Source organism: Amycolatopsis sp. NPDC114478 (genome assembly GCF_055633805.1).
Map to the genome: position 1 here is coordinate 94751 of NZ_JBVKDO010000013.1, position 26312 is coordinate 121062.

At 71.7% G+C, this 26312-nt stretch carries 31 protein-coding genes and 1 pseudogene; 19 read left to right on the forward strand and 13 right to left on the reverse strand.

From position 1 onward, the window contains the following. Window positions 1-180: 180 nt before the first annotated feature. Complete coding sequence (locus ACZ7OH_RS31565; RefSeq protein ID WP_400903006.1) at window positions 181-546, forward strand: DUF3817 domain-containing protein; 366 nt, start codon at window positions 181-183, stop codon at window positions 544-546. Between the two features lie 54 nt (window positions 547-600). Here the strand turns inward: ACZ7OH_RS31565 and ACZ7OH_RS31570 are convergent, their stop codons facing one another. Next, a complete protein-coding gene (locus tag ACZ7OH_RS31570) occupies window positions 601-1101 on the reverse strand; it encodes a MarR family winged helix-turn-helix transcriptional regulator (RefSeq protein WP_400903008.1) in 501 nt (166 codons plus the stop codon). Between the two features lie 78 nt (window positions 1102-1179). Between ACZ7OH_RS31570 and ACZ7OH_RS31575 the strand changes: the two genes are divergently transcribed. After that, window positions 1180-1482, forward strand: a complete 303-nt coding sequence (locus tag ACZ7OH_RS31575; RefSeq protein ID WP_400903011.1) for a thiamine-binding protein — start codon at window positions 1180-1182, stop codon at window positions 1480-1482. Here the strand turns inward: ACZ7OH_RS31575 and ACZ7OH_RS31580 are convergent, their stop codons facing one another. After that, window positions 1483-1890: a Cif family virulence factor gene (locus ACZ7OH_RS31580; protein ID WP_470284160.1), complete on the reverse strand. Its 408-nt coding sequence runs from the start codon at window positions 1888-1890 to the stop codon at window positions 1483-1485. A gap of 94 nt (window positions 1891-1984) precedes the next feature. Here ACZ7OH_RS31580 and ACZ7OH_RS31585 point away from each other — a divergent pair, with 94 nt between their 5' ends. Next, complete coding sequence (locus ACZ7OH_RS31585; RefSeq protein WP_400903016.1) at window positions 1985-2959, forward strand: tetratricopeptide repeat protein; 975 nt, start codon at window positions 1985-1987, stop codon at window positions 2957-2959. 47 nt (window positions 2960-3006) lie between these two features. Here the strand turns inward: ACZ7OH_RS31585 and ACZ7OH_RS31590 are convergent, their stop codons facing one another. After that, complete coding sequence (locus ACZ7OH_RS31590) at window positions 3007-4431, reverse strand: neutral zinc metallopeptidase (protein WP_470284161.1); 1425 nt, start codon at window positions 4429-4431, stop codon at window positions 3007-3009. Between the two features lie 129 nt (window positions 4432-4560). On the opposite strand from ACZ7OH_RS31590, the gene glgP reads away from it, so the two are divergent. Together glgP and ACZ7OH_RS31600 are read left to right on the forward strand one after the other, a co-directional pair. Continuing rightward, window positions 4561-7089 carry an alpha-glucan family phosphorylase gene (gene glgP, locus ACZ7OH_RS31595; RefSeq protein WP_470284162.1) on the forward strand — a complete coding sequence of 843 codons (2529 nt, stop codon included), beginning with the start codon at window positions 4561-4563 and terminating at the stop codon, window positions 7087-7089. 98 nt (window positions 7090-7187) lie between these two features. Beyond that, window positions 7188-8174 carry an LLM class F420-dependent oxidoreductase gene (locus ACZ7OH_RS31600; RefSeq protein ID WP_400903030.1) on the forward strand — a complete coding sequence of 329 codons (987 nt, stop codon included), beginning with the start codon at window positions 7188-7190 and terminating at the stop codon, window positions 8172-8174. Here the strand turns inward: ACZ7OH_RS31600 and ACZ7OH_RS31605 are convergent. Together ACZ7OH_RS31605 and ACZ7OH_RS31610 are read right to left on the reverse strand one after the other, a co-directional pair. Further along, window positions 8171-8566: a rhodanese-like domain-containing protein gene (locus tag ACZ7OH_RS31605; protein WP_470284163.1), complete on the reverse strand. Its 396-nt coding sequence runs from the start codon at window positions 8564-8566 to the stop codon at window positions 8171-8173. The genes ACZ7OH_RS31600 and ACZ7OH_RS31605 overlap by 4 nt on opposite strands. Then, window positions 8563-9108 carry a cysteine dioxygenase gene (locus ACZ7OH_RS31610; protein ID WP_400903035.1) on the reverse strand — a complete coding sequence of 182 codons (546 nt, stop codon included), beginning with the start codon at window positions 9106-9108 and terminating at the stop codon, window positions 8563-8565. The genes ACZ7OH_RS31605 and ACZ7OH_RS31610 overlap by 4 nt, the downstream gene beginning before the upstream one ends. 312 nt (window positions 9109-9420) lie before the next feature. Between ACZ7OH_RS31610 and ACZ7OH_RS31615 the strand changes: the two genes are divergently transcribed. The 7 genes from ACZ7OH_RS31615 to ACZ7OH_RS31645 all read left to right on the forward strand — a co-directional run bounded on the left by ACZ7OH_RS31615 (window position 9421) and on the right by ACZ7OH_RS31645 (window position 15307). Continuing rightward, window positions 9421-10242, forward strand: a complete 822-nt coding sequence (locus ACZ7OH_RS31615) for an ABC transporter ATP-binding protein (protein ID WP_470284164.1) — start codon at window positions 9421-9423, stop codon at window positions 10240-10242. Between the two features lie 55 nt (window positions 10243-10297). Beyond that, a complete protein-coding gene (locus tag ACZ7OH_RS31620) occupies window positions 10298-11077 on the forward strand; it encodes an enoyl-CoA hydratase/isomerase family protein (RefSeq protein ID WP_470284165.1) in 780 nt (259 codons plus the stop codon). 4 nt (window positions 11078-11081) lie between these two features. Next, complete coding sequence (locus ACZ7OH_RS31625) at window positions 11082-12047, forward strand: class I SAM-dependent methyltransferase (RefSeq protein ID WP_470284166.1); 966 nt, start codon at window positions 11082-11084, stop codon at window positions 12045-12047. Further along, entirely contained in the window at window positions 12048-13214 is a 1167-nt protein-coding gene (locus ACZ7OH_RS31630; RefSeq protein WP_470284167.1) for a class I SAM-dependent methyltransferase, read from the forward strand. A gap of 38 nt (window positions 13215-13252) precedes the next feature. Then, a complete protein-coding gene (locus ACZ7OH_RS31635) occupies window positions 13253-14017 on the forward strand; it encodes an HAD family acid phosphatase (protein ID WP_470284168.1) in 765 nt (254 codons plus the stop codon). 62 nt (window positions 14018-14079) lie between these two features. Then, the gene (locus ACZ7OH_RS31640; protein WP_400903050.1) at window positions 14080-14460 is read left to right on the forward strand and encodes a DUF427 domain-containing protein; all 381 of its coding nucleotides are present in this window, start codon (window positions 14080-14082) and stop codon (window positions 14458-14460) included. Between the two features lie 16 nt (window positions 14461-14476). Continuing rightward, the gene (locus ACZ7OH_RS31645) at window positions 14477-15307 is read left to right on the forward strand and encodes a LysR family transcriptional regulator (protein ID WP_470284339.1); all 831 of its coding nucleotides are present in this window, start codon (window positions 14477-14479) and stop codon (window positions 15305-15307) included. Window position 15308: 1 nt separating this feature from the next. Here ACZ7OH_RS31645 and ACZ7OH_RS31650 read toward each other — a convergent pair whose 3' ends face one another. Beyond that, on the reverse strand, window positions 15309-16274 hold the full coding sequence (locus tag ACZ7OH_RS31650) for a chitinase (RefSeq protein WP_470284169.1): 966 nt from the start codon (window positions 16272-16274) through the stop codon (window positions 15309-15311). Between the two features lie 170 nt (window positions 16275-16444). Here ACZ7OH_RS31650 and ACZ7OH_RS31655 point away from each other — a divergent pair, with 170 nt between their 5' ends. After that, window positions 16445-17383, forward strand: coding sequence for an SDR family NAD(P)-dependent oxidoreductase (locus ACZ7OH_RS31655; RefSeq protein WP_470284170.1), 939 nt, complete (start codon window positions 16445-16447; stop codon window positions 17381-17383). A gap of 10 nt (window positions 17384-17393) precedes the next feature. Further along, complete coding sequence (locus ACZ7OH_RS31660) at window positions 17394-17924, forward strand: GNAT family N-acetyltransferase (protein ID WP_470284171.1); 531 nt, start codon at window positions 17394-17396, stop codon at window positions 17922-17924. 76 nt (window positions 17925-18000) lie between these two features. Here ACZ7OH_RS31660 and ACZ7OH_RS31665 read toward each other — a convergent pair. The 5 genes and pseudogenes from ACZ7OH_RS31665 to ACZ7OH_RS31685 all read right to left on the reverse strand — a co-directional run. After that, window positions 18001-18123 (reverse strand): annotated as a pseudogene (locus tag ACZ7OH_RS31665) (IS30 family transposase); the annotation flags it as partial. Between the two features lie 26 nt (window positions 18124-18149). After that, window positions 18150-19586 (reverse strand): FAD-dependent monooxygenase, encoded by a 1437-nt coding sequence (locus ACZ7OH_RS31670; RefSeq protein WP_470284172.1) that lies wholly within the window; start codon window positions 19584-19586, stop codon window positions 18150-18152. Window positions 19587-19596: 10 nt separating this feature from the next. Then, entirely contained in the window at window positions 19597-20172 is a 576-nt protein-coding gene (locus ACZ7OH_RS31675; RefSeq protein ID WP_470284173.1) for a PadR family transcriptional regulator, read from the reverse strand. A 56-nt stretch (window positions 20173-20228) separates the two neighbouring features. After that, window positions 20229-21437, reverse strand: coding sequence for an RNA polymerase sigma factor (locus tag ACZ7OH_RS31680; RefSeq protein ID WP_470284174.1), 1209 nt, complete (start codon window positions 21435-21437; stop codon window positions 20229-20231). After that, window positions 21437-21832: a YciI family protein gene (locus ACZ7OH_RS31685; RefSeq protein ID WP_400903068.1), complete on the reverse strand. Its 396-nt coding sequence runs from the start codon at window positions 21830-21832 to the stop codon at window positions 21437-21439. Before ACZ7OH_RS31685 ends, ACZ7OH_RS31680 begins: the two co-directional genes overlap by 1 nt. Window positions 21833-21943: 111 nt before the next feature. On the opposite strand from ACZ7OH_RS31685, the gene ACZ7OH_RS31690 reads away from it, so the two are divergent. Together ACZ7OH_RS31690 and ACZ7OH_RS31695 are read left to right on the forward strand one after the other, a co-directional pair. Beyond that, on the forward strand, window positions 21944-22492 hold the full coding sequence (locus tag ACZ7OH_RS31690; RefSeq protein WP_470284175.1) for an MFS transporter: 549 nt from the start codon (window positions 21944-21946) through the stop codon (window positions 22490-22492). Further along, window positions 22471-23094, forward strand: coding sequence for an MFS transporter (locus ACZ7OH_RS31695; protein WP_470284176.1), 624 nt, complete (start codon window positions 22471-22473; stop codon window positions 23092-23094). Before ACZ7OH_RS31690 ends, ACZ7OH_RS31695 begins: the two co-directional genes overlap by 22 nt. Here the strand turns inward: ACZ7OH_RS31695 and ACZ7OH_RS31700 are convergent. Continuing rightward, window positions 23084-23716, reverse strand: coding sequence for a winged helix-turn-helix transcriptional regulator (locus ACZ7OH_RS31700; protein WP_470284177.1), 633 nt, complete (start codon window positions 23714-23716; stop codon window positions 23084-23086). The genes ACZ7OH_RS31695 and ACZ7OH_RS31700 overlap by 11 nt on opposite strands. Before the next feature lie 60 nt (window positions 23717-23776). Here ACZ7OH_RS31700 and ACZ7OH_RS31705 point away from each other — a divergent pair, with 60 nt between their 5' ends. Beyond that, window positions 23777-24145: a VOC family protein gene (locus ACZ7OH_RS31705; protein WP_470284178.1), complete on the forward strand. Its 369-nt coding sequence runs from the start codon at window positions 23777-23779 to the stop codon at window positions 24143-24145. Between the two features lie 3 nt (window positions 24146-24148). On the opposite strand, the gene ACZ7OH_RS31710 is transcribed toward ACZ7OH_RS31705, so the two are convergent. Further along, window positions 24149-24520 (reverse strand): winged helix-turn-helix transcriptional regulator, encoded by a 372-nt coding sequence (locus ACZ7OH_RS31710; RefSeq protein WP_470284179.1) that lies wholly within the window; start codon window positions 24518-24520, stop codon window positions 24149-24151. 98 nt (window positions 24521-24618) lie between these two features. Here ACZ7OH_RS31710 and ACZ7OH_RS31715 point away from each other — a divergent pair, with 98 nt between their 5' ends. Both ACZ7OH_RS31715 and ACZ7OH_RS31720 read left to right on the forward strand, forming a co-directional pair. After that, the gene (locus ACZ7OH_RS31715) at window positions 24619-25464 is read left to right on the forward strand and encodes an alpha/beta fold hydrolase (RefSeq protein ID WP_470284180.1); all 846 of its coding nucleotides are present in this window, start codon (window positions 24619-24621) and stop codon (window positions 25462-25464) included. Continuing rightward, on the forward strand, window positions 25461-26282 hold the full coding sequence (locus ACZ7OH_RS31720) for an MBL fold metallo-hydrolase (RefSeq protein WP_470284181.1): 822 nt from the start codon (window positions 25461-25463) through the stop codon (window positions 26280-26282). Before ACZ7OH_RS31715 ends, ACZ7OH_RS31720 begins: the two co-directional genes overlap by 4 nt. Window positions 26283-26312 lie beyond the last annotated feature (30 nt).

Consider the following 26312-nt stretch of genomic DNA (forward strand, 5'->3'; position numbering starts at 1 on the left):
CCACGGCCGTGAGCAGGGTCACGGGCCCCGGTGTTCCCGTGAGGGCCGTCACGCCTCACACTGGTACCAACACGTCCGACAGCGCCGTTGACGTACAAGGCAGGCAAGTTCGCCTTGGACGGTGCACCGGGCGTTTTGTTGTGTCAGTACCAACGTGGTGAGACCCCACAGGAGGAAGAAGTGTCCAGCAAGGCCGCTCTAGTTTTCCGCGTGGCCGCAGTCGCCGAAGCCCTTTCCTGGGCGGCGCTGCTTGTCGGGATGTTCCTCAAGTACGTCGTCCACTCCTCCGGTGAGGGCGGCGTGCCCGTCATCGGCATGGTGCACGGCGTGATCTTCGTCCTCTACGTGGTCGTCTCCCTGTCCGTGGCGAAGCCGCTCGGCTGGCGCCCGAAGACGCTGGTCCTCGCCCTGCTCGCGAGCATCCCGCCGCTGTTCACGTGGCTGTTCGAGAAGTGGGCGCTGCGCAACGGCAAGCTCGACGGCCCGCAGCGGCTGTCCCACGGTGGTGTCGGCCTGTTCCAGGTCGAGGAGCCCGTCGCCGCCTGATCCCGGCATGTGAGAAAGGCCCGCACTCCGGTGCGGGCCTTTCTGCTTGTCCGGCTATTCGGTGAAGTCCCCGGCGGCGCGGCGGACCTTCGTCAGCAGGTCGGTGAGCTGCTCGGTCTGCCGGTCGGTCAGCCCGTTGAGGCCGAAGTCGATCTCCGTCACCGCCGCCGTCGCCGTCTCGCGGCGCTTGCGGCCTTCGTCGGTGATCTCGACGAGCGTCGTGCGCCGGTCCGTCGGGTGCGGGACGCGCTTGACGAGCCCGTCGCGCTCCAGCCGGTCGACTATGTTGGTGACACTGGTGGGGTGCAGCTGGAGCCGCTCGCCCATCACCCGCATCGGCAGGCTGGCGCTGCGGGCGAAGGTGAGCAGCACCAGTGCTTCGTACCGGGCGAAGGTCAGGCCGTGCGGCTTGAGCGCGCCGTCCACCGCGGACTGGATGATCTGCTGGACGCGCATCACGCCGGTGACCGCGGCCATGGTGCCGGACGGCCCGATCCGGGCTTCCCAGAGCTGTGCCGCGCGGGCGATCGGGTCGAACGGCAGCGGACGGTTCATGACACGCGAAGTTACCAGCGGGTACCGGCGGGTGTCGCACGACCGGCGGAAAGAACACCGAAGAAGGGACTTCCGAGCATGATCGTCGCGTTCAGCGTGAGCCCGTCCGGGGGAGAGCCCGACGGCGGGGTGAGCGAGGCCGTCGCCCGCGCCGTCAAGGTCGTCCGCGACTCCGGGCTGCCCAACTCGACCAACGCCATGTTCACGAACATCGAAGGCGAGTGGGATGAAGTCATGGACGTCGTGAAGCGCGCGGTCGAGGCCGCGGGGGAGGGCTCGGCGCGCGTCGGCCTGGTCCTGAAAGCGGACATCCGGCCCGGCTTCGAAGGCCAGCTCGAGGCCAAGGTGGACCGCGTCGAGGCCCACCTCCGCGAGAGCTGACTACGGCAGTGGCGGGGTGAAGGCGACCGTCCAGCGGCCGTCTTCGCTCGTCACCGTCAGCGGGTAGCTGAACGGCTTGCCGTCGCCGAGCGCGCCGGTGATCGTCGCGCGGGCCGGGGCCGCCGCGTCCGGGCCCAGCGCCACGTGCACGTCGTGGACGCCGTGGTCGGCCAGCACCGCGACGTAGGCCTTGGCGAAGTCGTCGCCGCCCGAGCCCGGGTAGTCGAGCAGCTCGCCGAACGCGTCCGGGTCGTGGCTGCCGAGCGCGGTGGCGAGCCGGTCGCGCAGGTCGGCGGGCGAGGCCGCGCCCGGTTCCGGCTCGTGGACGATGAGCAGCGCCACGGCGCCGATCCAGACGACGGCGGCCGTGATCGACAAGCCCACCTTCACGTCACGCCGGATGTGCATCCGGCCGAGCCTGCCCCAAGCGGCGCCGTCCTGCCAAGCGGACCGGCCCGGGGCACCCGGTGAAACCGTCCGGCCCGCGTGCCAGGATGGAAGCGTGACACAGCCACGCGGATCTGCAGCGAAGTCAGCGGCCCTGTCCGCCGCCCTCTCCGGCGCGGTCGACCTGTCCGCGCTCAAGGCCCGCGCCGAATCGGCGCAGAGGCAGCCGGCCCCGTCGGCCGGCCCGCCCGGTGCGGACGGCCCGCCGAAACCGGCGTCGGGTGGCGCCGTGATCGATGTCACCGAGGCCACCTTCCAGGCCGAGGTCGTGGAGCGGTCCCTGCGCCAGCTGGTGGTCGTCGACCTGTGGGCCGAGTGGTGCGGCCCGTGCAAGCAGCTGTCCCCGGTGCTCGAGCGGATGGCCGGCGAGTCCGGCGGCGCGTGGGTCGTCGCGAAGGTCGACGTCGACGCGAACCCGCGCATCGCGCAGCTGTTCGGCGCGCAGTCCATCCCGACGATCGTCGCCATCGCCGGCGGTCAGCCGGTCGACGCGTTCTCCGGCGCGCTGCCCGAGCCGGAGATCCGCAAGTGGATCAACGCCCTGCTCGACGCCCTGCGCGACAAGCTCCCGGCGATCGCCGAGGCCGAGGCCAACGGCGGCGGCCCGATCGAGGAGCCCGAGGACCCGCGCTTCACCGAGGCGGAGGAAGCCTTCGAACGCGGTGACTTCGCCGGGGCGCAGGCCGCGTACGAGCGCATCCTCGACGTCGAACCGGCCAACGAGCTGGCGAAGAACGCGCTGGCCCAGGTCAAGTTCACCGCCCGCGCGGAGAACGCGGACCCGGACGCCCGCGCGAAGGCCGACGCCGACCCGTCCGACCTGGCGGCCCAGCTCGACGCGGCCGACCTGGAGATCGCCTCGAACGACGTCGAGGCGGGCTTCAAGCGCCTGATCGACACGGTCCGCCGCACGGCGGGGGAGGACCGCAACAAGGTCCGCGAGCACCTGGTGGCGCTGTTCGACCTCTTCGACCCGGCCGACGACCGCGTCATGAAGGCCCGCCGCGACCTGGCGAGCGCCCTCTTCTAGAACGCATGAGAAAGGCCCCCACCGCGGTGGGGGCCTTTCTCATGCACTCAGCCGTACTGCTTCGAGCAGACCGAAGACCCTTCGAGGTACCCGCGCCGCAGGGACTCGACGCGGTCGAAACCGCTGTCCGGGCGCTTCCCGTTGACGTCCGCCGAGATCAGGCTCTCCGGCTGCAGCAGGTCCGCGATGGCCTCGTCGAGGTCGCCCGCCGACAGCCGCAGGTTGCCGGGCCGGTTCGTGAACGCCGCCCAGGCCCCGACCAGGCACGCCGTCCGCAGGCCCGCGTTCGCGTTGTCGATCGACGCGCCGACGCCCTTCTGGATGCCCAGCGCGTACCGCGAAGCGACCTCCGAGAACGCGGCGAAGTCGCCCATGCCGCCCGGGTCCTCGCCCTTCATCTCGGCCTCGCGGTCGATCGGCTGGGCCAGCTGCGAGAGCTTCGCCAGGTCGATGGCCACGGTGTTGTCGTTCGGGCAGTACGACGCCGGCGGCGTGGTCTGGCAGCTGCCGCCGTCGGCGATCTCCGGCGCGGCCACCCCGGCGCCCTTGAACGCCTCGTCGAGGCTCTTCTTCAGCAGCTGGACGGCCTGGTCGTTGAACTTCGCGTCGCCCTTGCCGGTGTCGCCCTTGTCGAACGGGCGCTCGGTGAGCCGGGCCTTGACGTTCTCGGTGTTCATCGCCGCGCACTCCTTCGGGCCCTTCTCGAACCCGGTCTGGAACGCGAAGGTGCGGTCGAACGCCGTGCCGTGCGCGCCGCGGTCGGCGCCGCTGGTGCCCGCCTGGTCGCGGATCAGGAACATCGCCGCCATGACCTGGTTCAGGCCCTCGGACGTCGACACCCGGTAGTACTTGCTCTTGTTCTCGGCGACCCACCGGAAGTACCCGCCGGCGAAGCAGTCGGCCTGCTGCTCCTTCACCACGGTCGGGGTGCTGTTGGTCATGTTGGCCTTGTCGCCGAGCCGGTACTGGACGGCGTGGCCGAACTCGTGCGCCAGCACGACGACCACGGACATCGGCCCGAACCGCTGCCGCAGCATCGGCAGCAGGACCCCGCGGTCCCACGCCACCGAGTCGTCGACCGAGCAGTAGAACGCGTTCACGAGCTTCTTGACGCTGCCGCAGCCGGTCGTCTCGGTGTCGGTCTGCGAGTCGTAGGACAGCAGTGACTTCACCGGCTCGAACTGCTGGCCGAAGTCGGCGGGCAGCCGCTCGCCCCAGTACGTCTGGACGTCGTCGATCGCGGCGGTGGCGAGCTTGTCGTCCTCGCCGCCGTCGGCGTTCTTGACGTTGATGCCGGGCGTGGGCGCGTCGGGCTTCAGGCCGCTCTCGAAGTGCGTCACCGGCAGGCCGGCGACGGACCCGGCGCCGGTGTCCTGGACCGGCCCGCCGCTCTTGCCACCGCACCCGCTCACGGCGACCGCCGCGACGGCCAGCAACGCGACCAGCGCGCGCCGTCCTCCCCCTGGGATCATCTGTCCACTCGCTCTCGTGCCCCGGTACCCGACGGGCAGGACCCTACCCAGCGCTTACGGGGCGTGTGCGCGTTATCCCCGAACTACTCCCTGCGCATCGTCGCCCTCGGCCCGATATCGTCGCTTCCCATGCGTGCAGTCCGCCGGTTCACCGTTCGCGCCAGCCTCCCGGAGTCCCTGTCCGGCCTCGGCGCGCTGGCCACCAACCTGCGCTGGACCTGGCACCCGCCGACGCGTGACCTCTTCGCGTCGATGGACGCCGAGCTGTTCAACGCCGTGCGCGACCCGCTGCGGATGCTCACCGCGCTGCCGCCCGCCCGCCTCGACGAGCTCGCCGTCGACGACGACTTCCTCGCCCGGGCGCGCGAAGCGGCCGAAGACCTGGAGAAGTACCTCTCGGAACCGCGCTGGTACCAGCAGCGTGACGACGCGGAGCTGCCGCCGGCGGTGGCCTACTTCTCGATGGAGTTCGGCGTCACCGAGGCGCTCCCGAACTACTCCGGCGGCCTCGGCGTGCTGGCCGGCGACCACCTCAAGGCCGCGTCCGACCTGGGTGTGCCGATGGTCGGCGTCGGGCTGCTCTACCGCAACGGCTACTTCCGGCAGTCGCTGTCGCTCGACGGCTGGCAGGTCGAGCACTACCCGGTGATCGACCCGAACGCGTTCCCGCTCGAACTGCTGACCGCCGGCGGGCGGCCGGTGCTGATCGGCGTCGCGATGCCGGGCGGGCGCGAGCTGTGCGCGCAGATCTGGCAGGCCCGCGTCGGGCGGGTGCCGCTGCTGCTGCTCGACACCGACACCGAGGCCAACGACGAAGACCTGCGCGGCGTCACCGACCGGCTCTACGGCGGCGACGCCGACCACCGGCTGCGGCAGGAGATCCTGGCCGGCATCGGCGGGTTCCGCGCGGTCCGGAAGTACTGCGAGCTGACCGGGCACCCGCAGCCGATGGTGTTCCACACGAACGAGGGGCACGCGGGCTTCCTGGGCCTCGAACGCGCCCGCGAGATCGTCCAGGCCGACGGGCTCGCGTTCGACGAGGCCATGCCCGCGGTCCGCGCCGGGACGCTGTTCACCACGCACACGCCGGTCAGCGCGGGCATCGACCGGTTCCCGGTGGACCTGGTGCAGCGCTACTTCAACGACGGCAGGCTGGTCCCGGACATCGACCCGAGACGCGTGCTCGCGCTCGGCGCCGAGGACAATCCCGGCCTCTTCAACATGGCGCACATGGGCCTGCGGCTGGCCCAGCGCGCGAACGGCGTCTCGCAGCTGCACGGCCGCGTCACGCGCAAGATGTTCTCGCGGCTGTGGCCCGGGTTCGACCACGACGAGGTGCCGATCTCGTCGGTGACCAACGGCGTCCACGGCCCGACGTGGGTGGCGCGCGAGCTGAGCACGCTGCTCGGCCGCGAGTGGGGGCTCGACGTCGGCGAGGGACCGCTGCGCGACGGCGTCTCCGACGCCCAGCTGTGGGGCCTGCGGCGCGACCTGCGCGAGAAGCTGGTGCACGAGGTGCGCCGGCGGGTGCGCGCGGCGTGGCTGCAGCGCGGCGCGTCGCCGCTGGAACTGGGCTGGGTGGACTCGGTGTTCGACCCGGACGTGCTGACCGTCGGGTTCGCCCGCCGCGTGCCGACGTACAAGCGGCTGACGCTGATGCTGCGCGACCCCGAGCGGCTGCGCACGCTGCTGCTGCACGAGGACCGGCCCATCCAGGTCGTCGTCGCGGGCAAGTCGCACCCGGCCGACGAGAACGGCAAGCAGCTGATCCAGCAGATCGTCCGGTTCGTCGACGGCGCGGACGTCCGGCACCGGATCGTCTTCCTGCCGGACTACGACATGTCGATGGCCCGGTACCTCTACCGCGGCTGCGACGTCTGGCTGAACAACCCGGTGCGGCCGCTGGAGGCGTGCGGGACATCGGGGATGAAGTCGGCGCTCAACGGCGGCTTGAACCTCTCCATCCGCGACGGCTGGTGGGACGAGTGCTACGACGGCAGCAACGGCTGGGCGATCCCGACCGCGGACGGCGTCACCGACCCCCTGCGCCGTGACGACCTCGAGGCCGCGGCGCTGTACGAGCTGCTCGGCCAGCAGATCGCGCCGCTGTTCTACGACCGGTCGGCCGATGGCGTCCCGACCGGCTGGCTGTCGATGGTGTGGCACACCCTGGAGACGCTCGGGCCGCGCGTCCAGGCGTCCCGGATGGTCCGCGAGTACGTCGACAACGGCTACCTGCCGGCGTCGCGCATGGTGGCGGCGGCGACGGGCGACGGCTACCGCGGCGCGCTGTCGCTGGCGGACTACCGCACGAAGCTCGAGGTGTCCTGGCCACGGCTGCGCATCTTCGACTCGGAGCTGCTGATCGAGGCGGCCGAGCCCCTGGTGGTCGGCACGGAGGTGACGATCCGGGCACGCATCGACCTGGCCGGGCTCGATCCGTCCGAAGTGGACATCCAGGCGGTGGTCGGCCGGGTCGGCGACGACGACGAGCTGCGGGACGCGGTGACGGTCCCGATGACGGCGGACGGCATCGGCGCCTTCGCGGCCCGGCTGAAGCTGCCGCGACCGGGATCGATCGGCTACACGGTGCGTGTGCTGCCGAAGCACGGCCTGCTGGCGGCCCCGGCCGAACTGGCGCGCGTGGTCCTGGCCTGAGCGGCTTTCGGAAAAACCGGACTGACCTGGAGTTACTCCACCTCGCGGTGGCCGGAAATCACGCCGCGCGCGGGCGGTGGCCGCGTTAGGTTGGACGCATGCGCTTCGGAATGTTCGTCCCGCAGGGCTGGCGGCTGGACCTGGCCGGCATCGACCCCGCGGACCACTGGAAGACCATGCTCGGCCTCGCGAAACACGCGGAGGCCGGCCCCTTCGAATCGATCTGGGTCTACGACCACTTCCACACCGTGCCGGTCCCGACGGAGGAGGCCACGCACGAGGCCTGGTCGCTGATGTCGGCGTTCGCCGCCGCGACCGACACCGTGCGGCTCGGCCAGATGTGCACCTGCATGGGGTACCGGAACCCGGCTTACCTCGCGAAGGTCGCGGCCACGGCCGACACCATCTCCGGCGGCCGCGTCGAGATGGGCATCGGCGCCGGCTGGTACGAGCACGAGTGGCGGGCCTACGGCTACGGCTTCCCCAGCGCCGGCGAGCGCCTGGGCCAGCTCGACGAGGGCGTGCAGATCATGCGTGACCTCTGGACGACCGGGACGTCCACACTGGACGGAAAGCACTACCAGACGGACGGCGCGATCCTGCGTCCGCTGCCGCCGCAGGAAGGCGGCATCCCGCTGTGGATCGCCGGCGGCGGCGAGAAGAAGACGCTCAAGATCGCCGCGAAGTACGCGAAGTACACGAACTTCGCCGGCGACCCCGAGACGTTCACCCGCAAGTCGGAGATCCTCGCGCAGCACTGCAAGGACGTCGGCACCGACTACGACGCGATCGTCCGCTCGGTCAACCACAACGTGGTCATCGGGGAGACGGAGAAGGACGTCCAGGACAAGCTGGCCTGGCTCAAGTCCCACCTCGACAAGTACGCGCCGGCCGACGCCGCGGAGCGGTGGCACGGCGTCTTCGTGAACAGCCCGACGACCGGCACGCCCGAGCAGGTCACCGAAAAGCTCGCCGAGCTGGGTGAGCTGGGCATGTCGTACGCGATCTTCAATTTCCCCGAAGCCGCGTACGACCGCTCCGGCATCGACCTGTTCACCGAGAAGGTCGCGCCCGCGCTCGCCTAGGGCACCGCGGGGCTGCCGCCGGTCTGCACGGGCAGGCCGGCGGCGGCCCACGCGCGGAACCCGCCTTCGAGGTCGGTCGCGTTCGGCAGGCCCAGCCGCTGCAGGTCCGCCGCGGCCAGGCTCGACGAGTAGCCCTCGTTGCACAGCACCACGACGGTCGAGTCGGCCGTCACACCGGGCAGCCGCCACTCGCTGTCCGGCGCCAGCCGCCACTCCAGGTGAATCCGCTCGACGACCACCGAGCCCGGGATCTCGCCCTCGGCCTGGCGATTCGAGAACGGCCGGATGTCGACGAGCAGCGCGCCCGCCTCCTGCAGTTCGCGGGCCTTTTCCGGCCCCACGCGGTCCAACCCGGACCGCGCGGCGGACAGGAAAGAATCGATGGCGCTCATCCGTGGACGATAGCGGGCAGCGGCGGGATTTCGGCGGGGACATCGGCGAGCGTCGTGTACTCGCGCGTCGGGACGAGCGGCGGCGAATACGCGTGGACGCTCGCCGCGGGCGCGTCACCGATGCCGGTCACCTGGTGGGCGCGCCCGGCGCCGAAGCCGATGCCTTCGCCGGCGACGTGCGTGCGCCGCCGGATCGGGCCGCCGGGGTAGCGGTACTCCTCGCCGAGCTCGCCCTGCAGGACGGTGAACGAGCCGGACGCGCCGCCGTGGTCGTGCGGCTTCGTCTGCTGGCCGGGCAGCCACGACAGCAGCCACAGCTCGACGCCGTCGGTCAGGGCCAGCCGCGCCCACCAGCGGCCGTCCTCGTCGAAGCGCAGGATGTCCTTGACGCTCGACGTCAGCTCGGTGGTGACGGTGGCCGTGAGGTCCGCCAGCTCGCGCGGTGTCCACAGCAGCCGCGACGGGTGCAGCAGCTCGGGCAGCAACGGGTCGGTCAGCTGCGGGTGGATCTCGACGGCGGGACGGACGAGGGAAGTGGTCAACGCGGGTGCTCCTCGGACGCGAAGGTGATCAGGACGCGAGGCAGCGCGGCACCGCAGAAGAAGATCAGCGAAGCCGCGCCCGCGTACACCCGGCCGAAGCGACGAGGAGCAGGTCGATCGCGCGACGGCGCCAGAACGAGCCCCGGGTCACCGGGGTCACGGGCGCGTCGGTCGACATGCCGCGATCCTGCCACACCGGCGTGGTGCCCGGCACTTCCGGAGTGCGGCGTTCCACGTCGTGGAACGCGCTCCGACCTGCCGGTTCGCCGTCTCACCCGGGCGGGTGCGCACGCGCGCGCGACGGAAGACAGAATGGGCCTCGTGAGCGAGCCGATCCAGCCCAGCGAACTTGACGACCTCGTGGTCCGGATGGCCGGTGTCGGCGTCCGCCGGGGGACCAACGACCTCCTCGCCGGCCTCGACTGGACCGTGGAACTGGACGAGCGCTGGGTGGTGCTCGGCCCGAACGGCGCGGGCAAGACCACCCTGCTGCGCCTCGCCGCGGCCGAGCTGCACCCGACGACCGGCGAGGTCGACCTGCTCGGCGAGCGGATCGGCCGGGTCAACATCTTCGACCTCCGCCCGCGCATCGGCTTCACCTCGGCGGCCATCGCCCAGCGCGTCCCGGGCGACGAGCTCGTCAAGGACGTCGTGGTCAGCGCCGGCTACGCGGTCCTCGGCCGCTGGCGTGAGGAGTACGACACCCTCGACACCGCCCGCGCGACCGAGCTGCTCGAAGCGATGGGCATCGGTACCCTGGCCGAGCGCACCTTCGGCACGCTGTCCGAGGGCGAGCGCAAGCGCGCGCTGATCGCCCGGTCGCTGATGACCGACCCGGAGATGCTGCTGCTCGACGAGCCCGCCGCGGGTCTCGACCTGGGCGGCCGCGAGGACCTGGTCGCCCGGCTGTCCGACCTCGCGATGGACCCGGACGCGCCGGCGCTGGTCCTGGTCACCCACCACGTCGAGGAGATCCCGCCCGGGTTCACCCACGCGCTGCTCCTGCGCGACGGTCACGCGGTGGTGTCCGGCCTGGTCGACGACGTCATCACCAGCGAAAACCTGTCGAAGACGTTCGACCAGGACCTCGTGCTGGAGCGCTCCGGGGATCGCTTCTTCGCCCGCCGTCGCTAAGCTGACGCTTACCGGCCGGTAGCCTGCTGGCAGTCCGTCAACGAGGAGGAGTGACGTGGGAGAGTTCGTAACCCTCGAGGTCAAGGACGGGGTCGGCACGATCCGGCTCGACCGCCCGCCGGTCAACGCCCTGAACGCCCAGGTCACCGCCGAGCTCGCCGAGCTGGCGAAGGAAGCCACCGAGCGCGACGACGTCCGCGCGGTGATCCTCTACGGCGGCGAGAAGACCTTCGCGGGCGGTGCGGACATCAAGGAGATGGCCACCCGCACCTACCCCGAGATCGCGAAGTTCGGCGCCACCCTCACCGGCACCCTCGCGGCCATCGCGAACATCCCGAAGCCGGTGGTCGCGGCCATCACCGGGTACGCCCTCGGCGGCGGCCTCGAACTGGCGCTCACCGCGGACTGGCGGGTCGCCGGCGACAACGTCAAGGTCGGCCAGCCGGAGATCCAGCTCGGCGTCATCCCCGGCGCGGGCGGCACGCAGCGCCTCGCGCGTTTGATCGGGCCGAGCAAGACCAAGGACATCGTCTACACGGGACGGTTCGTCAAGGCCGAAGAGGCGCTGTCGCTGGGGATCGTCGACCAGGTCGTCGCGCCGGACGACGTCTACGCGGCCGCGCACAAGTGGGCGGCCCAGTTCGCGAACGGCCCCGCCGTCGCGCTGCGCGCGGCCAAGGCGGCCATCGACGGTGGCCTCGACACCGACCTCGCGAACGGGCTCAAGCTCGAATCGCACCTGTTCGCCGCCCTCTGGGCGACCGAAGACCAGCGGAACGGCATGAAGTCGTTCATCGAAAACGGGCCCGGCAAGGCCACTTTCGAAGGGAAATGACGCCTTGACCGACGTGAACGACCCGGCCCCGAACCCGCACGCCACCGCGGAAGAGGTCCAGGCGGCCTACGCCGACCCCAAGCTCGCGAACGTGCTGTACCACGACTGGGAAGCCGGCACCTACGACGAGAAGTGGTCGATCTCGTACGACGAGCGCTGCATCTCCTACGCGACCGACGTGTTCAACGCCGTCGCGGGCGAGGACGGCCAGCCCTACCAGCACGCGATGGAGCTGGGCAGCGGCACCGGCTTCTTCCTGCTGAACCTCATGCAGGGCGGCGTCGCCAAGAAGGGCTCGGTCACCGACCTCTCGCCCGGCATGGTCCAGGTCGCGCTGCGCAACGCCGAGAAGCTCGGCCTCGACGTCGACGGCCGCGTCGCCGACGCCGAGCGCATCCCGTACGAGGACAACACATTCGACCTCGTCGTCGGGCACGCGGTGCTGCACCACATCCCGGACGTCCAGGCGGCGTTCCGCGAGGTGCTGCGCGTGCTCAAGCCGGGCGGCCGGTTCGTCTTCGCCGGCGAGCCGACGAAGATCGGCGACTTCTACGCCCGCAAGCTCGGCCAGTTCACGTGGTTCCTGACGACTCGCGTGACGAAGCTGCCCGTGTTGAGCGGCTGGCGTCGTCCGCAGGAGGAGCTGGACGAGTCGTCGCGGGCCGCCGCGCTGGAAGCCGTGGTCGACATCCACACGTTCGACCCGTCGGAGCTGGAGTCGTGGGCGCGCGGCGCCGGCGCCCAGGACGTCCGCGCGGTCACCGAGGAGTTCGCTGCGGCCCTGGCCGGCTGGCCGATCCGGACGTTCGAGGCCGCCGTGCCGCAGGAGAAGCTGACCGTGCGCTGGCGCCTGTTCGCCTATCGCCTGTGGCTGCGGCTGTCCGCTGTGGACAAGAAGGTCCTCGCGAAGATCCTGCCGCGCGAGCTGTTCTACAACGTGATGATCACCGGGACCAAGCGGCCGTCCTGAGTGGGCTATTCGTTCAGCCTCGGCGACGTCGCCCACCTGCGTTCGGACGCGGGTGCTGCGGCGCTCGCCGAGGTCTCGGCCCTGCCGCTGACCGACCGCATCGCTTCCGTGGCCGCCGTCCGGCGCTTGGCCGGCGAGGAGCACGCGGCCGCGGTGCTGGAAACCGTGCTGCTGCGGCGCAAGGCCGTCGGCAAACTGTCCGGTGTGGACTGGCTGTTCACGTCCGACGCGCTCCAGCAGGCGAGCGCGACGATCGTGGCGCGGCACCGGGCCGCGCGCCTGGCGGGGCTCGACGTCCACGACGTCACGTGCTCGGTCGGCGCCGACCTCGTCGAAATCGCCCGGGTGGCGCGCCGCGCGCTCGGGTCCGATCTGGACCCGGTGCGGCTGGAGATGGCGCGCCACAACGGAACCACGGCCGGGGTCGCGTTCGGACTCGTCCGCGCCGACGCGCTGCGCCCGGCGAGCCGCTCGGGTGTCGTCGTCGCGGATCCCGCTCGGCGTGACTCCGCCGGGCGGCGGGCGTGGAAGCCCGCGGACTTCGCCCCGCCCCTGGACGGCCTGGTCGACGCCTACCCGGGACGCGCGCTGTCCGTAAAGTGCGCGCCGGGGCTGGACTTCGCGCTCACGCCGTGGGCCGACGAGGTCGAATTGGTGTCCCTCGACGGCCAGGTCCGCGAGTCCTGCCTCTGGCGGGGGCTCGGGACCGGCGTCACGCGGCGGGCGACCGTGCTGCGTTCGGACGGGACACAGTGGACGGTCACCGACGCCGAACCGGACGACCTGCCCACCCGCGAGCCGGGGGAGTGGATCGTCGACCCCGACGGCGCCGTCGTCCGGGCCGGGCTGGTCCGCCACTACGCGGCGCGGCACGGGTTGTGGCAGCTGGACGAACGCATCGCGTACCTGACCGGTGACACCCCGCCGCCGGGCGTGCGGGCCTTCCGCGTCCTGGAACACGGTCCGTACACCGAGAAGGCGCTGAAGACCGTCCTCAAGCGACACGACGTCGGGCGGCTGGAAATCCTGGTGCGCGGCCTGGACGTCGATCCGGATGCGTTGCGCCGCAGGCTGAAGCCGCGCGGCGAAGCGGAAGCTTCGGTGGTCTTGACGCGGATCGGCCGCGCGCCGGTGGCTTTTGTGTGCCGCGCCGAGCGAGTGACGTAAGTTCCCCGAGTCGTTCGCTTCGTCGTGGGAGGTTCACTGTGCTCCGGAACTGGTCAGGTCTCGTCAAGCTCGCCGCCGCCGCGGCCATCGGCGCCACCGTCGCCTCGGGGGCGACGGCGCTCGCCGGGTCGGACGACGCGACCGCCGCCCGCTCGAAGGAGCCGGCCAACATCGGCCAGGTCAAGAACGACGTCAAGGCCTACTACGGCGACTACCTCGACGCCGCGGGCAAGCACCACTACTCCGAGACCAGCCAGTTCGCGAAGGACAGCAACCGCGTCGTCTCCGACGCGAAGCGCTACCTGCAGCAGCAGCTGGGCAAGGTCAAGAACCCGGCGATCGTGCTGGACGTCGACGACACCTCCGAGGTCACCTACGGCTGGGAGGCCGACAACGACTTCGGCTTCGACCCGGTCAAGCAGCAGCAGGCGATCGACAACGGCACGTTCGTCGCCAACAAGCCGGTGCTGGAGCTGGCCAACTGGGCCTCGCAGCGCGGCGTCGAGGTCTACTTCCTGACCGGGCGCAACGAGTTCCAGGGCCCGCAGTCGCTCAAGAACCTGGCCAACGAGGGCTACCCGGCCCCGGCGGGCGCGTTCTTCAAGCCGAAGACGACCGCGCCCGGCTACCTGCCGTGCGGGCTGACCTGCAACACGGTCCAGTACAAGTCGGGCACGCGGGCGCACATCGAGGCGACCGGCGCGAAGATCGTGCTCAACGTCGGTGACCAGTTCAGCGACCTCGAGGGCGGCTACGCGCTGCGTCCGGTCAAACTGCCGAACCCGATGTACTACCTGCCCTGAGCCGGAATAACGGCCGGGCCCGGGGTGCTGCTCCTGGTACACGATTCTCTCGAGGAGCTGACATGCCGGAGAAGAAGGTGCTGGTCCCGGGCCCGGACCACCCGATCACCGTCGAGCCGACCAAGGCCCGCGTGGTGGTCAAGGCGGGTGGGCGCGTCATCGCGGACAGCCGCAACGCGTTCACCCTGCAGGAGTCCACGTACCCGGCGGTCCAGTACATCCCGCTGGCCGACGTCGACGCGAGCGTGCTGGAGCGCACCGACCACGAGACGTACTGCCCGTACAAGGGCGAGGCGGGCTACTACTCGCTCAACGCGGGCGAGGTGAAGGGCGAGAACGCGGTCTGGACGTACGAGAAGCCGTACGACGCGGTCGCGCCGATCAAGGACCACGTCGCGTTCTACCCGAACGTCGTGGATTCGATCGAGCTGATCGAGGACTGAGCTGGACCTCGATCTGCTGCGGACGTTCCTGGCCGTTCACCGGGCAGGTTCGCTGACTCGCGCGGCGCCGTCGCTGGGGCTTTCCCAGCCGACGGTGACCGCGCAGGTCAGAGCGCTGGAAGACGAGCTCGGCCAGCAATTGTTCGTCCGGCGGGCCCGGGGTGTGACGCCGACGTCGGCGGCTGACGAGCTGGCGGCCCGGATCGCCCCGCACGTCGACGCGCTGACGTCGTTGACCGTGGGCGAGGTGGACCCGTTCGCCGCCCCCGTGCACCTGGCGGGCCCGGCCGAGCTGACGACGCTGCGGGTACTGCCGGCTCTGTCGGGCCTGGTTTCGGCGGGCCTGCGGTTGCGGGTGACGTTCGGCCTGGCCGACGACTTGCTGGCGGGCCTCGTGCAGCGCCGGTTCGACTTGGTCGTGTCGACGATCCGCCCCCGCGGCCGGGCGTTGTCGGCGACCCCGCTGACGGACGAGGAGTTCGTCCTGGTCGGCCCCCGTGGCTTCACCGGCGACCCCCGGACGGCGCCGCTGGTGGCGTACGCGGAGGACATGCCGATCATCCGCCGCTACTGGCGGTCGGTGCTGGGCGTCCGGCCCCCGTCCGGGCCGGCGGTCGTCGTCCCGGATCTGCGGGGCGTGTTGGCGAGCGTGCTGGCCGGGTTCGGGGTGAGCGTGCTGCCGAGGTACCTGTGCGCGGCGGAGCTGGCTTCGGGTGCGCTGGTCGCTTTGCTCGAACCGGAGGAGCCGCCGATCAACACGCTGTTCGTGGTGACTCGGGCGGAGCCGTGCCGGGCGGGGCCCGCGGCAGTGCGGGACGCACTGCTCGCGGACGCCACTCGCTGGTGATTCAGCCGGTGTAGCCCGCGAAGATCTTCGCGAACTCGTACTTCGACTGCGGCACGTTGGTGCACTTGTAGAGCGCGCCGGTGCACGCGTTCGCGTCGCGGCCGGCCTCCCAGAACGACAGCATGCCCAGGTGGACCGTCTTCGCGAACGCCACCAGCGCCTTCGCGTCCTTCTGGTAAAAGATCTCGTTCTGCGAGTCGTTGACGCCGATCATCGGGGTCACGCCGACCTTCTTCCACGCCGCCGCGTCGCTCAGCCCGTACAGCGACTTCAGCTGCGCCTGCGTCGCCTTGGCCGCGGAAATCGCTTTCGCGCCCTGGTCGCCCGCGCCCTGGTAGTAGTCCATCGCCATGATGTTCACGAGGTCGAGGTTCACCCCGGCGTCCTTGGCCGACTTGACGACGTTGAGGCCGTCGGCGGTCAGGCCGTTCGGCAGCACCGGCAGCGTCAGCGAGATCTTCAGGCCCGGGTTGTTGTTCTGCAGCGTCTTCAGGGCCTGCGACCGGCGGGCGATCGTCGTCGGGTCGGCGATGGCCGCGCCCTCGATGTCGAAGTCGGCGTACTTCAGTCCGTACGCCTTGACGACGGCGTCGTACTCGGCCGCGACCTGCGCGGAAGTGCTGCACGCCTGCGCCAGCTCGATGCCGGACGCGCCGCCGAAGGAGATCTTGACGTCGCCGCCGCCGTTGCGGATCTTGGTGATCTCGTCCTTCTGCCAGGCCGTGCGCGGGTCGTAGGCGCCGAACCAGCTGGCCTTGCAGCCGTAGGAGTTGACGAAGGCGAGCGTGAAGCCTTTGACGCCGCTCGCGGCGGACATCCCGGACAGGCTGGGCGTGGGCCACGCGCCCATGTCGACGTAGGGCCCGACGGGGATCGGCGACCCGGCGGCGGCCTCGGCGGGCGTGCCGAGCCCGGTGCTCACGAGCGCGAGGCCGGCCAGCCCGGCCAGCAGGGAACGGAGACGCATGGTGGAACCTCCACGACGACGAGCGCGGCGGCGGGATTTCCGGACATGATTGGTATAGACCATTAACTATGGTGTGGACCATCGGCCGAACGGGCTACCCCGGTGACCGGCGGTGAACACCAGTCGGTTCGACAGATGGCCGCGCGACCGGACGCCGCCACGCTGGGGGCATGAGCGAGAACGACGAAGAACCCCGCCGCTACAGCCGGCGCCGGCTCCTGGCCACCGGCGGGATCGCCGCCGGGGTGGGCGCGGTCGCCGGTGTCGCGGGCGGGGTCGCACTGGTGCAGGGCGGCGCGCCGACGCCGCGGGTCGAGCCGTCGGCGGCGCGGCGGTTCGCCGGGAAGGTGCTGGTCACCGGCGCGACGTCGGGGATCGGCCGCGCGGCCGCGGTCCGGTTCGCGGCCGAAGGCGGGAAAGTCGGCTTCTGCGGACGCCGCGAGCCGCTCGGCGCCGAGGTCGAGCGTCAGATCCGCGACGCGGGCGGCGAGGCGACGTACGTGCGCGCCGACGTCCGGTCGGAAGACGACGTGAAGCGCTTTGTCGACACGGTCGCGGCGAAGTACGGCGGGCTCCACGTGTGCTTCAACAACGCGGGCGTCACCGTCCAGAAGCCGTTGCACGAGTACACCGCGGCCGAGTGGGACGACGTCGTCGGCACGAACCTGCGCGGCACCTTCCTGGCGCTGAAGTACGAGGTCCCGCACCTGCTGGCGGCGGGTGGCGGCACGGTGGTGGTGACGGCGTCGTCCAACGCGCTGGCGACCGACGCGGGCCGCGGCGCGTACACGGCGTCCAAGCGCGGCCTGGTCGGGCTGGTCCAAGCCGCGGCACTGGACTACGCCGAGCGGGGAATCCGCGTCAACGCGCTGGTTCCCGGCACGACGAACACGGAGCTGGTGCGCCGCGCGGCCGGCGCGCTGAACCTGCCGGACGCGGTGTGGGACGCGATGGCGGCGAACTGGGCGAAGACGAACGTGCCGGGGCTGAAACGCATGGCGACGGCGGACGAGATCGCGGTCTTCGCCCTGGCGCTGGCCTCGGGCGACTTCCCCTACATGACGGGGGCGCAACTGGTGATCGATGGCGGGAAGACCGCGCATGCCTAGACTGTCGCCGGTGCTGATCACCACGGAACGGCTCACCCTGCACGAGTGGGCCGAGGAGTACTTCGACGACTTGTTCGCGCTGGCCCAGCTCCCGGAGACGGTCCGGTACGTGGGCACGGGCGAGCCGTGGACCCGCGAGTACACGCTGGCCAAGCACCGGGCAACGCTGGCCCACTGGGCGGCGCACGGGTTCGGCTGGTTCGCGGTATCGGCATCACCGGGCTCGTTCGACGGCGTGGTATCGCTGGTGAGCCGCAGCGCCACGGAGTCCGGCTTGGCGGCACCGGCGGTGGAGATGGGCTGGTGGATCGCCCCTTCGGGCGGGGGCCGAGGGTACGCAACGGAAGCGACGGCGGCGGTGCGGGACCACGTGTTTTCGTCCGGTTTCGCGGACCGTCTGCTGGCGGTGTACGAACCGGTGAACAAGGCATCGGCGCGGGTGGTGGAGAAGCTCGGGTTCAAGCCCCACAGCCGGTTCACCCTGGACGGCCGAGTCGAGCAGCGCGCGGTCTTGACCCGAGCTGTCCACAGCCAGGGTTGATTGTGGACAGCTCGGGCGTTCGCCACCCGAGGACGGAGTTTTGTCAGTGCGCGCCGGTAGACTGGACCAGGGGGCGCCCCTTAGGGAATCCGGTGGTGTTTTCGTTCGAGCCGCGTTGCCAGGGGGCGTGCGAGCCGCGGAAGTAGGCCGCCTTGCCGCTGACCTGGTCCCAGGCCGACGACCGCCGCAGGTGTGCCGGCCCATCCAGTCTCGCCGCCGCCGAGATCAGGCCGTCGCCGGGATCGGGACGTCGCCGATCCAGCGGTGCACCGCCTCCGCCAACCCCTCCTGGTCCGCGCCGGAAGTCACCCAAGCCACATGGCCGTCCGGCCGCAGCAGCACCGCCCCGACGTCCGAAGTGGACGGTGACTCAGCCGCCACGACATCAAATCCCGACCACGCACCGAAAGACCCGCGCAGATCCAGCAATACCGGACGCCCAGACTGCAGCAACGCGGCCAGGTGCGTCTCGCGGCCATCGACGACAAGCGGCACATCCGGCGCCAACCGCCCCAGCCAAGGATGCTCCCCAGGCTCGTAACACGCGTCCAGCCCCGTGATGATCTCCGCCAACGCCCGGTTCCCCGCCGGGTGCTCGGCGACCCGCCGCAGCAGATCCGCCCACGGCTCGGCACCCGCCTCCGCCACCGCCACCTGCGCCCGCGTGTTCGCCAGGATCCGCTCGCCCGCCGCGTGCCGCTCGGCGTGGTAGGTGTCCAGCAGTCCGGGCGGGGCCGTCCCCAGCACCGTCGCCGCCAGCTTCCAGCCCAGGTTGAACGCGTCGTCGAGGGCCACGTTGACCCCGATCGCCCCCGCCGGCGGGTGGATGTGCGCCGCGTCGCCCGCCAGCAGCACTCGGCCTTCGCGATACCGCGTCGCCAAGCGCGCCGCGTCGCCGAAGCGGGTCAGCCAGCGCGGTGACCGCAGCTCGACGTGCCGTCCCAGCACCGCGTCCACCTGCGCCTGGAGCTGTTCGAGCGTCACGGGGGCGTACTTGTCGGCCGGCGGGTCGTCCTCGCGGACCACGATCCGCACGTACCCCGGCCGCGGGATCACGAACAGCGTCCGGCCGTCCGGTCCGGCCGAAACCCCGTACGGCAGCTCGCATTCGACGTCGCCGAGCAGCGCGTACCAGCGCGCGTCCACGCCCGGGAAGTCGATCCCGGCCTTCTTGCGCACCGTACTGCGCCCGCCGTCGCACCCCACCAGGAAACGCGCCGTGATCGTGCGGCCGAATCGTCCATTGTGGACGACGCTGGAAACGCTTTCCGGCGACTGCGTGAACGACCGCAGCTCGTGCCCCCGCAGGATTTCGACGCCGAGGTCGGCGGCCCACCCCTCCAGGACCTCCTCGACGCGGGTCTGCGGAATCCCCAGCGAGAACGGGTGGTCGGTGGCCGCGCCGGCGAGCAGCAACGGTCCGGGCAGGCCGGTGACCGGCGCGTGCGGCACCTGGTGCCCCTCGGCGACCAGGCCCTCGGCCAGCCCGCGGCGGGCCAGCAGGTCCAGCGACCGCGCGTTGAGGTTGAAGCCGCGGCAGTACGGCGGCCGCGAAGGATGGCGTTCGACGATCGTGGCGCGCACGCCCGCCAGCGCGAGCTCCGCGGCGAGCAGCAGGCCGGCGGGACCGGCCCCGGCGACGAGGACGTCGGTTTCCAGCATCGTGTTCCCCTCAGAGGTGGTCGGGCCACGGCAGCGAGCCGGAGCGGATTTCCGCGGCGGTGGCGCGGGCCCAGTCGAGCTCCGCCTGCCACGCGTGCCGGACGAACTCGACCTCGATCATGAACAGCCGCGGCGCGCCCTTGCCGACGGTCTCGTCGAGGGCGGTGTTCGCGCCGTCGATGCGGGCGGCGAGGTGGCGGGTGCGTTCCTCCAGCGCGTCGGCCGCGCGTTCCGGGCCGAGCGCGCCGAGGTAGCTGACCGCCGCGACGAACTTCGGGTACTCCGTGACGGGCTCGCGGACCAGTTCGTCCAGCCAGGCGACGAACTCCTGGCGGCCGAGTTCGGTGTGCGCGTAGACGGTCCGCTCGGGCCGGTTGCCTTCCCGGACCGTCTCGACGGGTTCGATCCAGCGGTGCTTCGCCAGCGACTCCACGGTGTCGTAGAGCGAACCCGGGTTGATCTTGAAGCTGCTGTCCTTGTAGCGCTCGCGCAGCGTGGACGCCATTTCGTACGGGTGCATCGGGCGTTCCAGCAGCAGGCCCAGCAGGGCCAGCGCGAGCGTGTTGCGGATCTTGCGTGGTGGCACTAGTCGCTCCCTATTACTCGGAACCGACTATACGGCGCTCGTCAAGCCGGCGGCGATCAGGACCGGGAGCCCTCCCGCAACCGCGCGGCCCGCGTCAGCAGGTATCGCTGCTCCGGGGTGTTCGTCGTCCGCGCGGCCGCGGCGTCGTAGTGCCGGACGGCGGCGTCGACGTCCCCGGCCAGCTCGTGCAGGTGCGCGCGGACGGCGTCGAGCCGGTGCCCGGTCAGCTCGAGGGTCTCCAGCAGCGCAAGCCCGGCGGCCGGCCCGTGCACCATCGCCGTCGCGATCGCGCGGTTGAGGGTCACCACCGGGTTGTCCGTCAGCCGCTCCAGCAGCCGGTACGTGCCCAGGATGCGGCCCCAGTCCGTGTCCTCGACGCGCGGCGCGATGTCGTGCGCGGCGGCGATCGCGGCCTGCAGCCGGTACTCGCCCGCGTCGCCGAGCGCGAGCGCCTCGGTGGCCAGCGCGACGCCTTCCCGGATCTGCGCGCGGTCCCACTTCGCGCGGTCCTGCTCGGCCAGCGGCACCAGCTCGCCGGACGGCCCGGTCCGCGCCGGGCGCCGCGCGTCCGTGAGCAGCATCAGCGCCAGCAGCCCGGTGACCTCGCCGTCGTCCGGCAGCATCGCGTGCAGCAGCCGCGTCAGCCGGATCGCCTCGCCGGACAGCTCGGTCCGGTGCAGCCGCCCGCCCGCGCTGCTCGTGTAGCCCTCGTTGAACACCAGGTAGAGCACGTGCAGCACGGACCGGAGCCGGGCGTCGCGCTCGTCGGCGGCGGGCAGCCGGAACGGGACGTCCGACGCCTTGATCCGTGCCTTCGCCCGGGTGATCCGCTGGGCCATCGTCGCTTCCGGAACCAGGAACGCCCCCGCGATCTCGGCCGTGGTCAGGCCGCCGACCGCGCGCAGCGTCAGCGCGATCGCCGACGCCGGCGTCAGCGCCGGGTGGCAGCACAGGAACAGCAGGACGAGGGTGTCGTCGCGATCCGGGACATCGGCCGGCGGTGGTTCCAGCGCCGCCGCGTCCTCCCGGCGGCGACGGGCCTGGTCGCTGCGGAGCTGGTCGGTCAGCCGGTTCACGGCGGCCTGGACCAGCCACCCGCGCGGGTTGTCCGGCAGACCGTCGGACGGCCAGTGCCGCGCGGCCGCGAGCAGCGCCTCCTGCACGGCGTCCTCCGCGGCGTCGAAGTCGCGAAAACGCCGTGCGACGACGCCGAGGACCTGCGGCGCGAGCGTCCGCAGCAGGTCCTCGACCACGTCGGCGGCCATCAGGCGGGCGCGCTCATCACCTGGCGGACCTCGATCGGCTGCTGGATCGGCACGCCACCCGGCCCGGGCGCGGCCGACGCCTTCGCGGCGATCTCCAGCGCGCGCTCCTCGCTCTCGACGTCGACGACCCAGTAGCCGGCCAGCAGCTCCTTGCCCTCCGGGTACGGCCCGTCGGTGACCACGGGGCTGGTCCGGCCGTCGGACACGACCGTCTTCGCCAGGTCGGGCCCGGCCAGGCCCTGGGCGTCGACGAGCTCGCCCTTGTCGCGCAGCTCGGCGTCGAGCGCGTGCTGGAAGTCGATGTGCGCCCGGATGTCCTCCGGCGGCCATTCGCCCATCGGCAGGTCGCACCCGGCACCGGCGGTGTAGCTCATCAGCAGCATGTACTTCGCCATGATCGGCTCCTTCCCGCGCCCCGGTGGCGCGTTCACGGGAAAGGACGGAGCCCGGCCCGCGGTCTCTACATAGTTAGCCGATTTTTCCCAAGATCAGGATAATCGCGGAACGTGACGGGGGATCTGAAACGCGCGCGCCTGGGAGTCTCGGTCGTCTTCGCCGTCTGCGGGGCGGCGTTCGCGACCTGGCTGGCGAGGGTGCCGGCGGTCCAGGATCAGCTGGGCCTGACCACGGCCCAGCTGGCCACCGGCCTGTTCGGCCTCGCCTTCGGATCGGTGGTCGCACTGCTGGGCGCGGGGGCGCTGCTCACCCGGATCGGCAGCCGCGCGGCGGTCGTGCTCGGCGCGGTCGTGCTGTGCGGCGGCCTGCCGCTGGTGGCGTTCGCCTCGTCGGCGCCGGTTTTCGTGGCCGCGCTGGTCGTGCTCGGCGTGGGCAACAGCCTGCTCGACGTCGCGATGAACGCCCACGCGGCCCGCGTCGAGGAGGGCTACGGCCGGCCGATCTTCGCCGGCTTCCACGCGTTCTGGAACATCGGCGGCCTCGCGGGCTCCGGCGTCGACGCGCTGATGGAGGCCCTGCACGTCCCGGTCTCGGCGCACTTCCCGGTGGCCGGCGCGGTGCTGCTGGCCCTCGCGCTGTGGGCCGGGCGCTCTTCCTGACCGGGGCCGACCGCGGGCAGGGCGACGCGGCGTTCGCGTGGCCGAGCCGGGCCTTGGTGCCGCTGGGGGTGATCGCGTTCTGCGGGTTCGTCGCCGAGGGCGCGGTCAACAGCTGGAGCGCGGTCTACCTGGCGGACGTCACCGGCGCGACGCCCGCGCTCGCCTCCCTGGGCTACTTCACCTTCTCCGGGACGATGATCGCGGTCCGTCTGGTCGCCGACCGGATCGTGGCCCGCACGGGCGCGGTGCGGTTCGTCCGCGTGGCGACCACGGTCGCGGTGCTGGGGTTCGCCGTGGTCCTCGCGGCGCCGTGGCCGGTGGCCGGGGTCGCCGGCTTCGCGGTCGTCGGGCTGGGCGTGGCCGGGATCGTGCCGATCGCGTGGAGCGTGGCGAGCCGCAAGCAGGCGGACGCGCCGGGCCGCGCGGTGGCGGCGGTCGCCGCGTGTGGGTACCTGGGGTTCCTGGTCGAGCCGGTGCTGGTGGGCGCGTTGGCGACGCGGATCGGGCTGCACTGGGCGTTGTCGTCGGCGGTCGTGGTGACGTTCGCGATGCTGTTCCTGGCGCCGTCGCTGCGGGTCCGGGAAGGCGCGCTCACGCGCTGAGCGTTTCGCTCAGCAGGCGCCGGACGGCTTTGCGGTTGCCGTCGACCGTCACCCGGCCGTCGGCGATCGCCGCGTCCAGGTCGGACGGGATTTCGAGCAGCGCGTTCAACGTCGGCGGGTCGGTCCGGATCGTCGCGTCCGGGGCGGCTGGCTCGCCCGGTTCGACCGTCAGCCGGCCCGGTTCGGTGCGGACCGTCCACACGCGACTGTCGAGTTCGACGCGGTGGCACGCGGTCGAGCGCGGACGGGCGAAGCCGCGGAGGAACAGCAGCACGGACGTCGTGCCCAGGTGCGCCGCCGGGGCCAAGGACAGTCGGGAGCCCCACGTGCCCAGCGCCAGCACGACCGGCTCCAGCTCACGGCCCCAGTCGGTCAGTTCGTAGACCGTCGAGGCCGCCGGGGGAGGCAGCTTCCGGCGTGCGACGACGCCGTGGCCCTCCAGCTCGCGGAGCCGGTCGGTGACCAGGTTCGAGCTGGCGCCCGGCAGCGCGCGGCGGACGTCGGAGAAGCGCTGCGGGCCCAGCAGCAGCTCGCGCACGCAGAGCAGCGCCCAGCGTTCCCCGACGACGTCCAGCGCGCGGGCGATCGTGCAGGCGTCTCCGTAGCTGCGGCTCGTCGGCATGGTCTTAATCTACAACTTGGTGGTTGTTTTTAACAACTACAACGGCGTACGGTGGCCGCCATGGGAAATCCGGTCGTGCACTTCGAAATCATCGGAACCGACCCGGCGCGGCTGCGCGAGTACTACGGCGAGCTGTTCGGCTGGGAGTACGACACGTCGGGGCCGGTGTCGGCCCAGGTGTCGGAGGCGGGCAACTACGGCTTCGTCGAAACGGACGGCATCCCGGGCGGCGTCGGCGGCGGCACGGGGTACGAGAGCCACGTCGTGTTCTACGTGGGCGTCCCGGACGTCGCGGCCGCGCTGGCCGAAGCCGAACGCCTCGGCGGTACCCGCCGGATGGGGCCGGACCGCGCGCCCGGGCGCGACCTGGTGGTCGCCCACTTCACCGACCCGGAGGGCAACGTGATCGGCCTCGCCGGCCCCGCCTGACGGTCAGTCCGCCGCGGCCGCGTTGGCCCGGTCGATCGCCGCCATGTTCTCCTCGGCCCAGTTCCGCAGCGCCGCCAGGGGAGTTTCCAGCGAGCGGCCCAGATCCGTGAGCCGGTAGTGGACCTTCGGCGGCACGGTCGGCTCGACGCGGCGGGCGACCAAGCCGTCGCTCGTCAGCGAGCGCAACGTCACCGACAGCATCTTCTGCGAGACCCCCGGCATCCGCCGTTGCAGCTCGGCGAACCGCACCTCGCGCGGGTCCGCCTCGGCCAGCACCTTGACCACCATCGACGTCCACTTCGTGCCGATCCGGTCGAGCAGCCGGCGCGTCGGGCAGGCCGGGTCGAACAGGTCGCCGCGCGGGGAGGGGGTCACCTGGAGCTCACCACCTGTCGGGGAAGTGCCGTCTTGGCCGGCGGCGTCAAGTTACCTACGGTTTTCTGGTAACCAATGGTAACTGCCCTGGGAGAGACATGCTGCGGGTCAACGGCATCGAAGTCGGCGTCACGGTCACGGGGGAGGGGCCGGCCGTCCTGTTGCTGCACGGCTTCCCGCACACCCGGCGGGTCTGGACCGAAGTCGTCCCGCGGCTGGCGCGGCGCCACCGCGTCATCGCGCCCGACCTGCGCGGGCTCGGCGAGTCGGAACGCCCCCACGTCGGCTACGACGCGGGCACCCTCGCCGCCGACGCCGAAGCGCTGCTAGACGCGCTGGGCGAGCCGGCGGCGACCGTCGTCGGCATCGACGCCGGCGCGCCGCCCGCGTTCCTCCTGGCCATGCGACGTCCCGGGCGCGTCCGCCGGCTCGTCCTGATGGAGTCGCTGCTGGGCCGCCTCCCGGGCGCCGAGGACTTCCTCGCGGGCGGGCCGCCGTGGTGGTTCGGGTTCCACGCCGTCCCGGAACTCGCCGAGACCGTCCTGACCGGACACGAAGCCGAGTACGTCGACTGGTTCCTCGACGCGGGCACGCAAGGCCGCGGGGTGCCGCGCGAGATCCGCGACCACTTCGTCGCCGCGTACACCGGGCGCGACGCCTTGCGTGCCGCGTTCGCCCACTACCGCGCGATGCCGGTCAGCGCGCGGCAGATCGCGGACGCCGTCGCGGCGGGACGGCTGACCATGCCCACGATGGCGATCGGCGCCCACCCGGTCGGCGACGCGCTCGCCCGCCAGCTGCGGCCCGTCGCCGACGACCTCGTGACCCACCTCGTCGAGGACTGCGGCCACATCATCCCGCTCGACCGGCCGGACGCCCTGCTCGAGCTGCTGGAGCCGTTCCTTGACCTCGACCATGCTGGAGATTCGACACTGGCGTCGTGACGATCTGGATCTGCGGAACCTGCGGGGTCGAGCACCCCGACACCGAACGGCCCCCGGCCGGCGACTGCGCCATCTGCGCCGACGACCGCCAGTGGGTGCCCCCTTCGGGCCAAGTTTGGACGACCCTCGAGGACATCTCGGCCGGCACCCGCGAAATGGTGCACGAAGAGCTGGAACCGGGGCTGCACCGGTTCAACCGGGAACCACCGTCCGGCATCGGCCAGTGGACGCACCTGGTGCGGACGCCCGGGGGCAACCTGCTCTGGGACCCGCCGAACCACCTCGACGCGGCGCTCGCCACCAAGCTCGAGGAACTGGGCGGCGCCGCCGTGATCGTGGCCAGCCACCCGCACATGTACGGCTCCCAGGTCAGCTGGAGCCAGCGGCTCGGCGGTGTCCCCGTGCTGGTGCACGCGGCGGATCGGCGGTGGGTGCGGCGCGAGGACCCGGTGCTGCGCGAGTGGTCCGGCACCGAGCGGGTCCTGCCGGGCGTGACGCTGATCGAGGCGGGCGGGCACTTCCCCGGCGCCGCGGTGGCCCACGTCGCCAACGAAACCGGCGGCGTCCTGCTGGCCGGCGACACGATGGTCCCGGTGGCGGCGGCCGGCTGGGTGACGTTCATGCGCAGCTACCCCAACAAGATCCCGCTATCGGCGGGCCTGGTGCGCCGGATCGTGGACCGGCTGGAGCCGTACGAGTTCGACCGCCTCTACGGCCTGCTGGGCGGAACGATCCGGGGCGACGCGAAGGGCGCGGTCCGCCGCTCGGCCGAGCGGTACATCGCCTGGGTGAGCGGCGAAAACGACCACCTCGGCTGAGTCGCCCAGGCAGGTGTCGCGGGTGCGGCT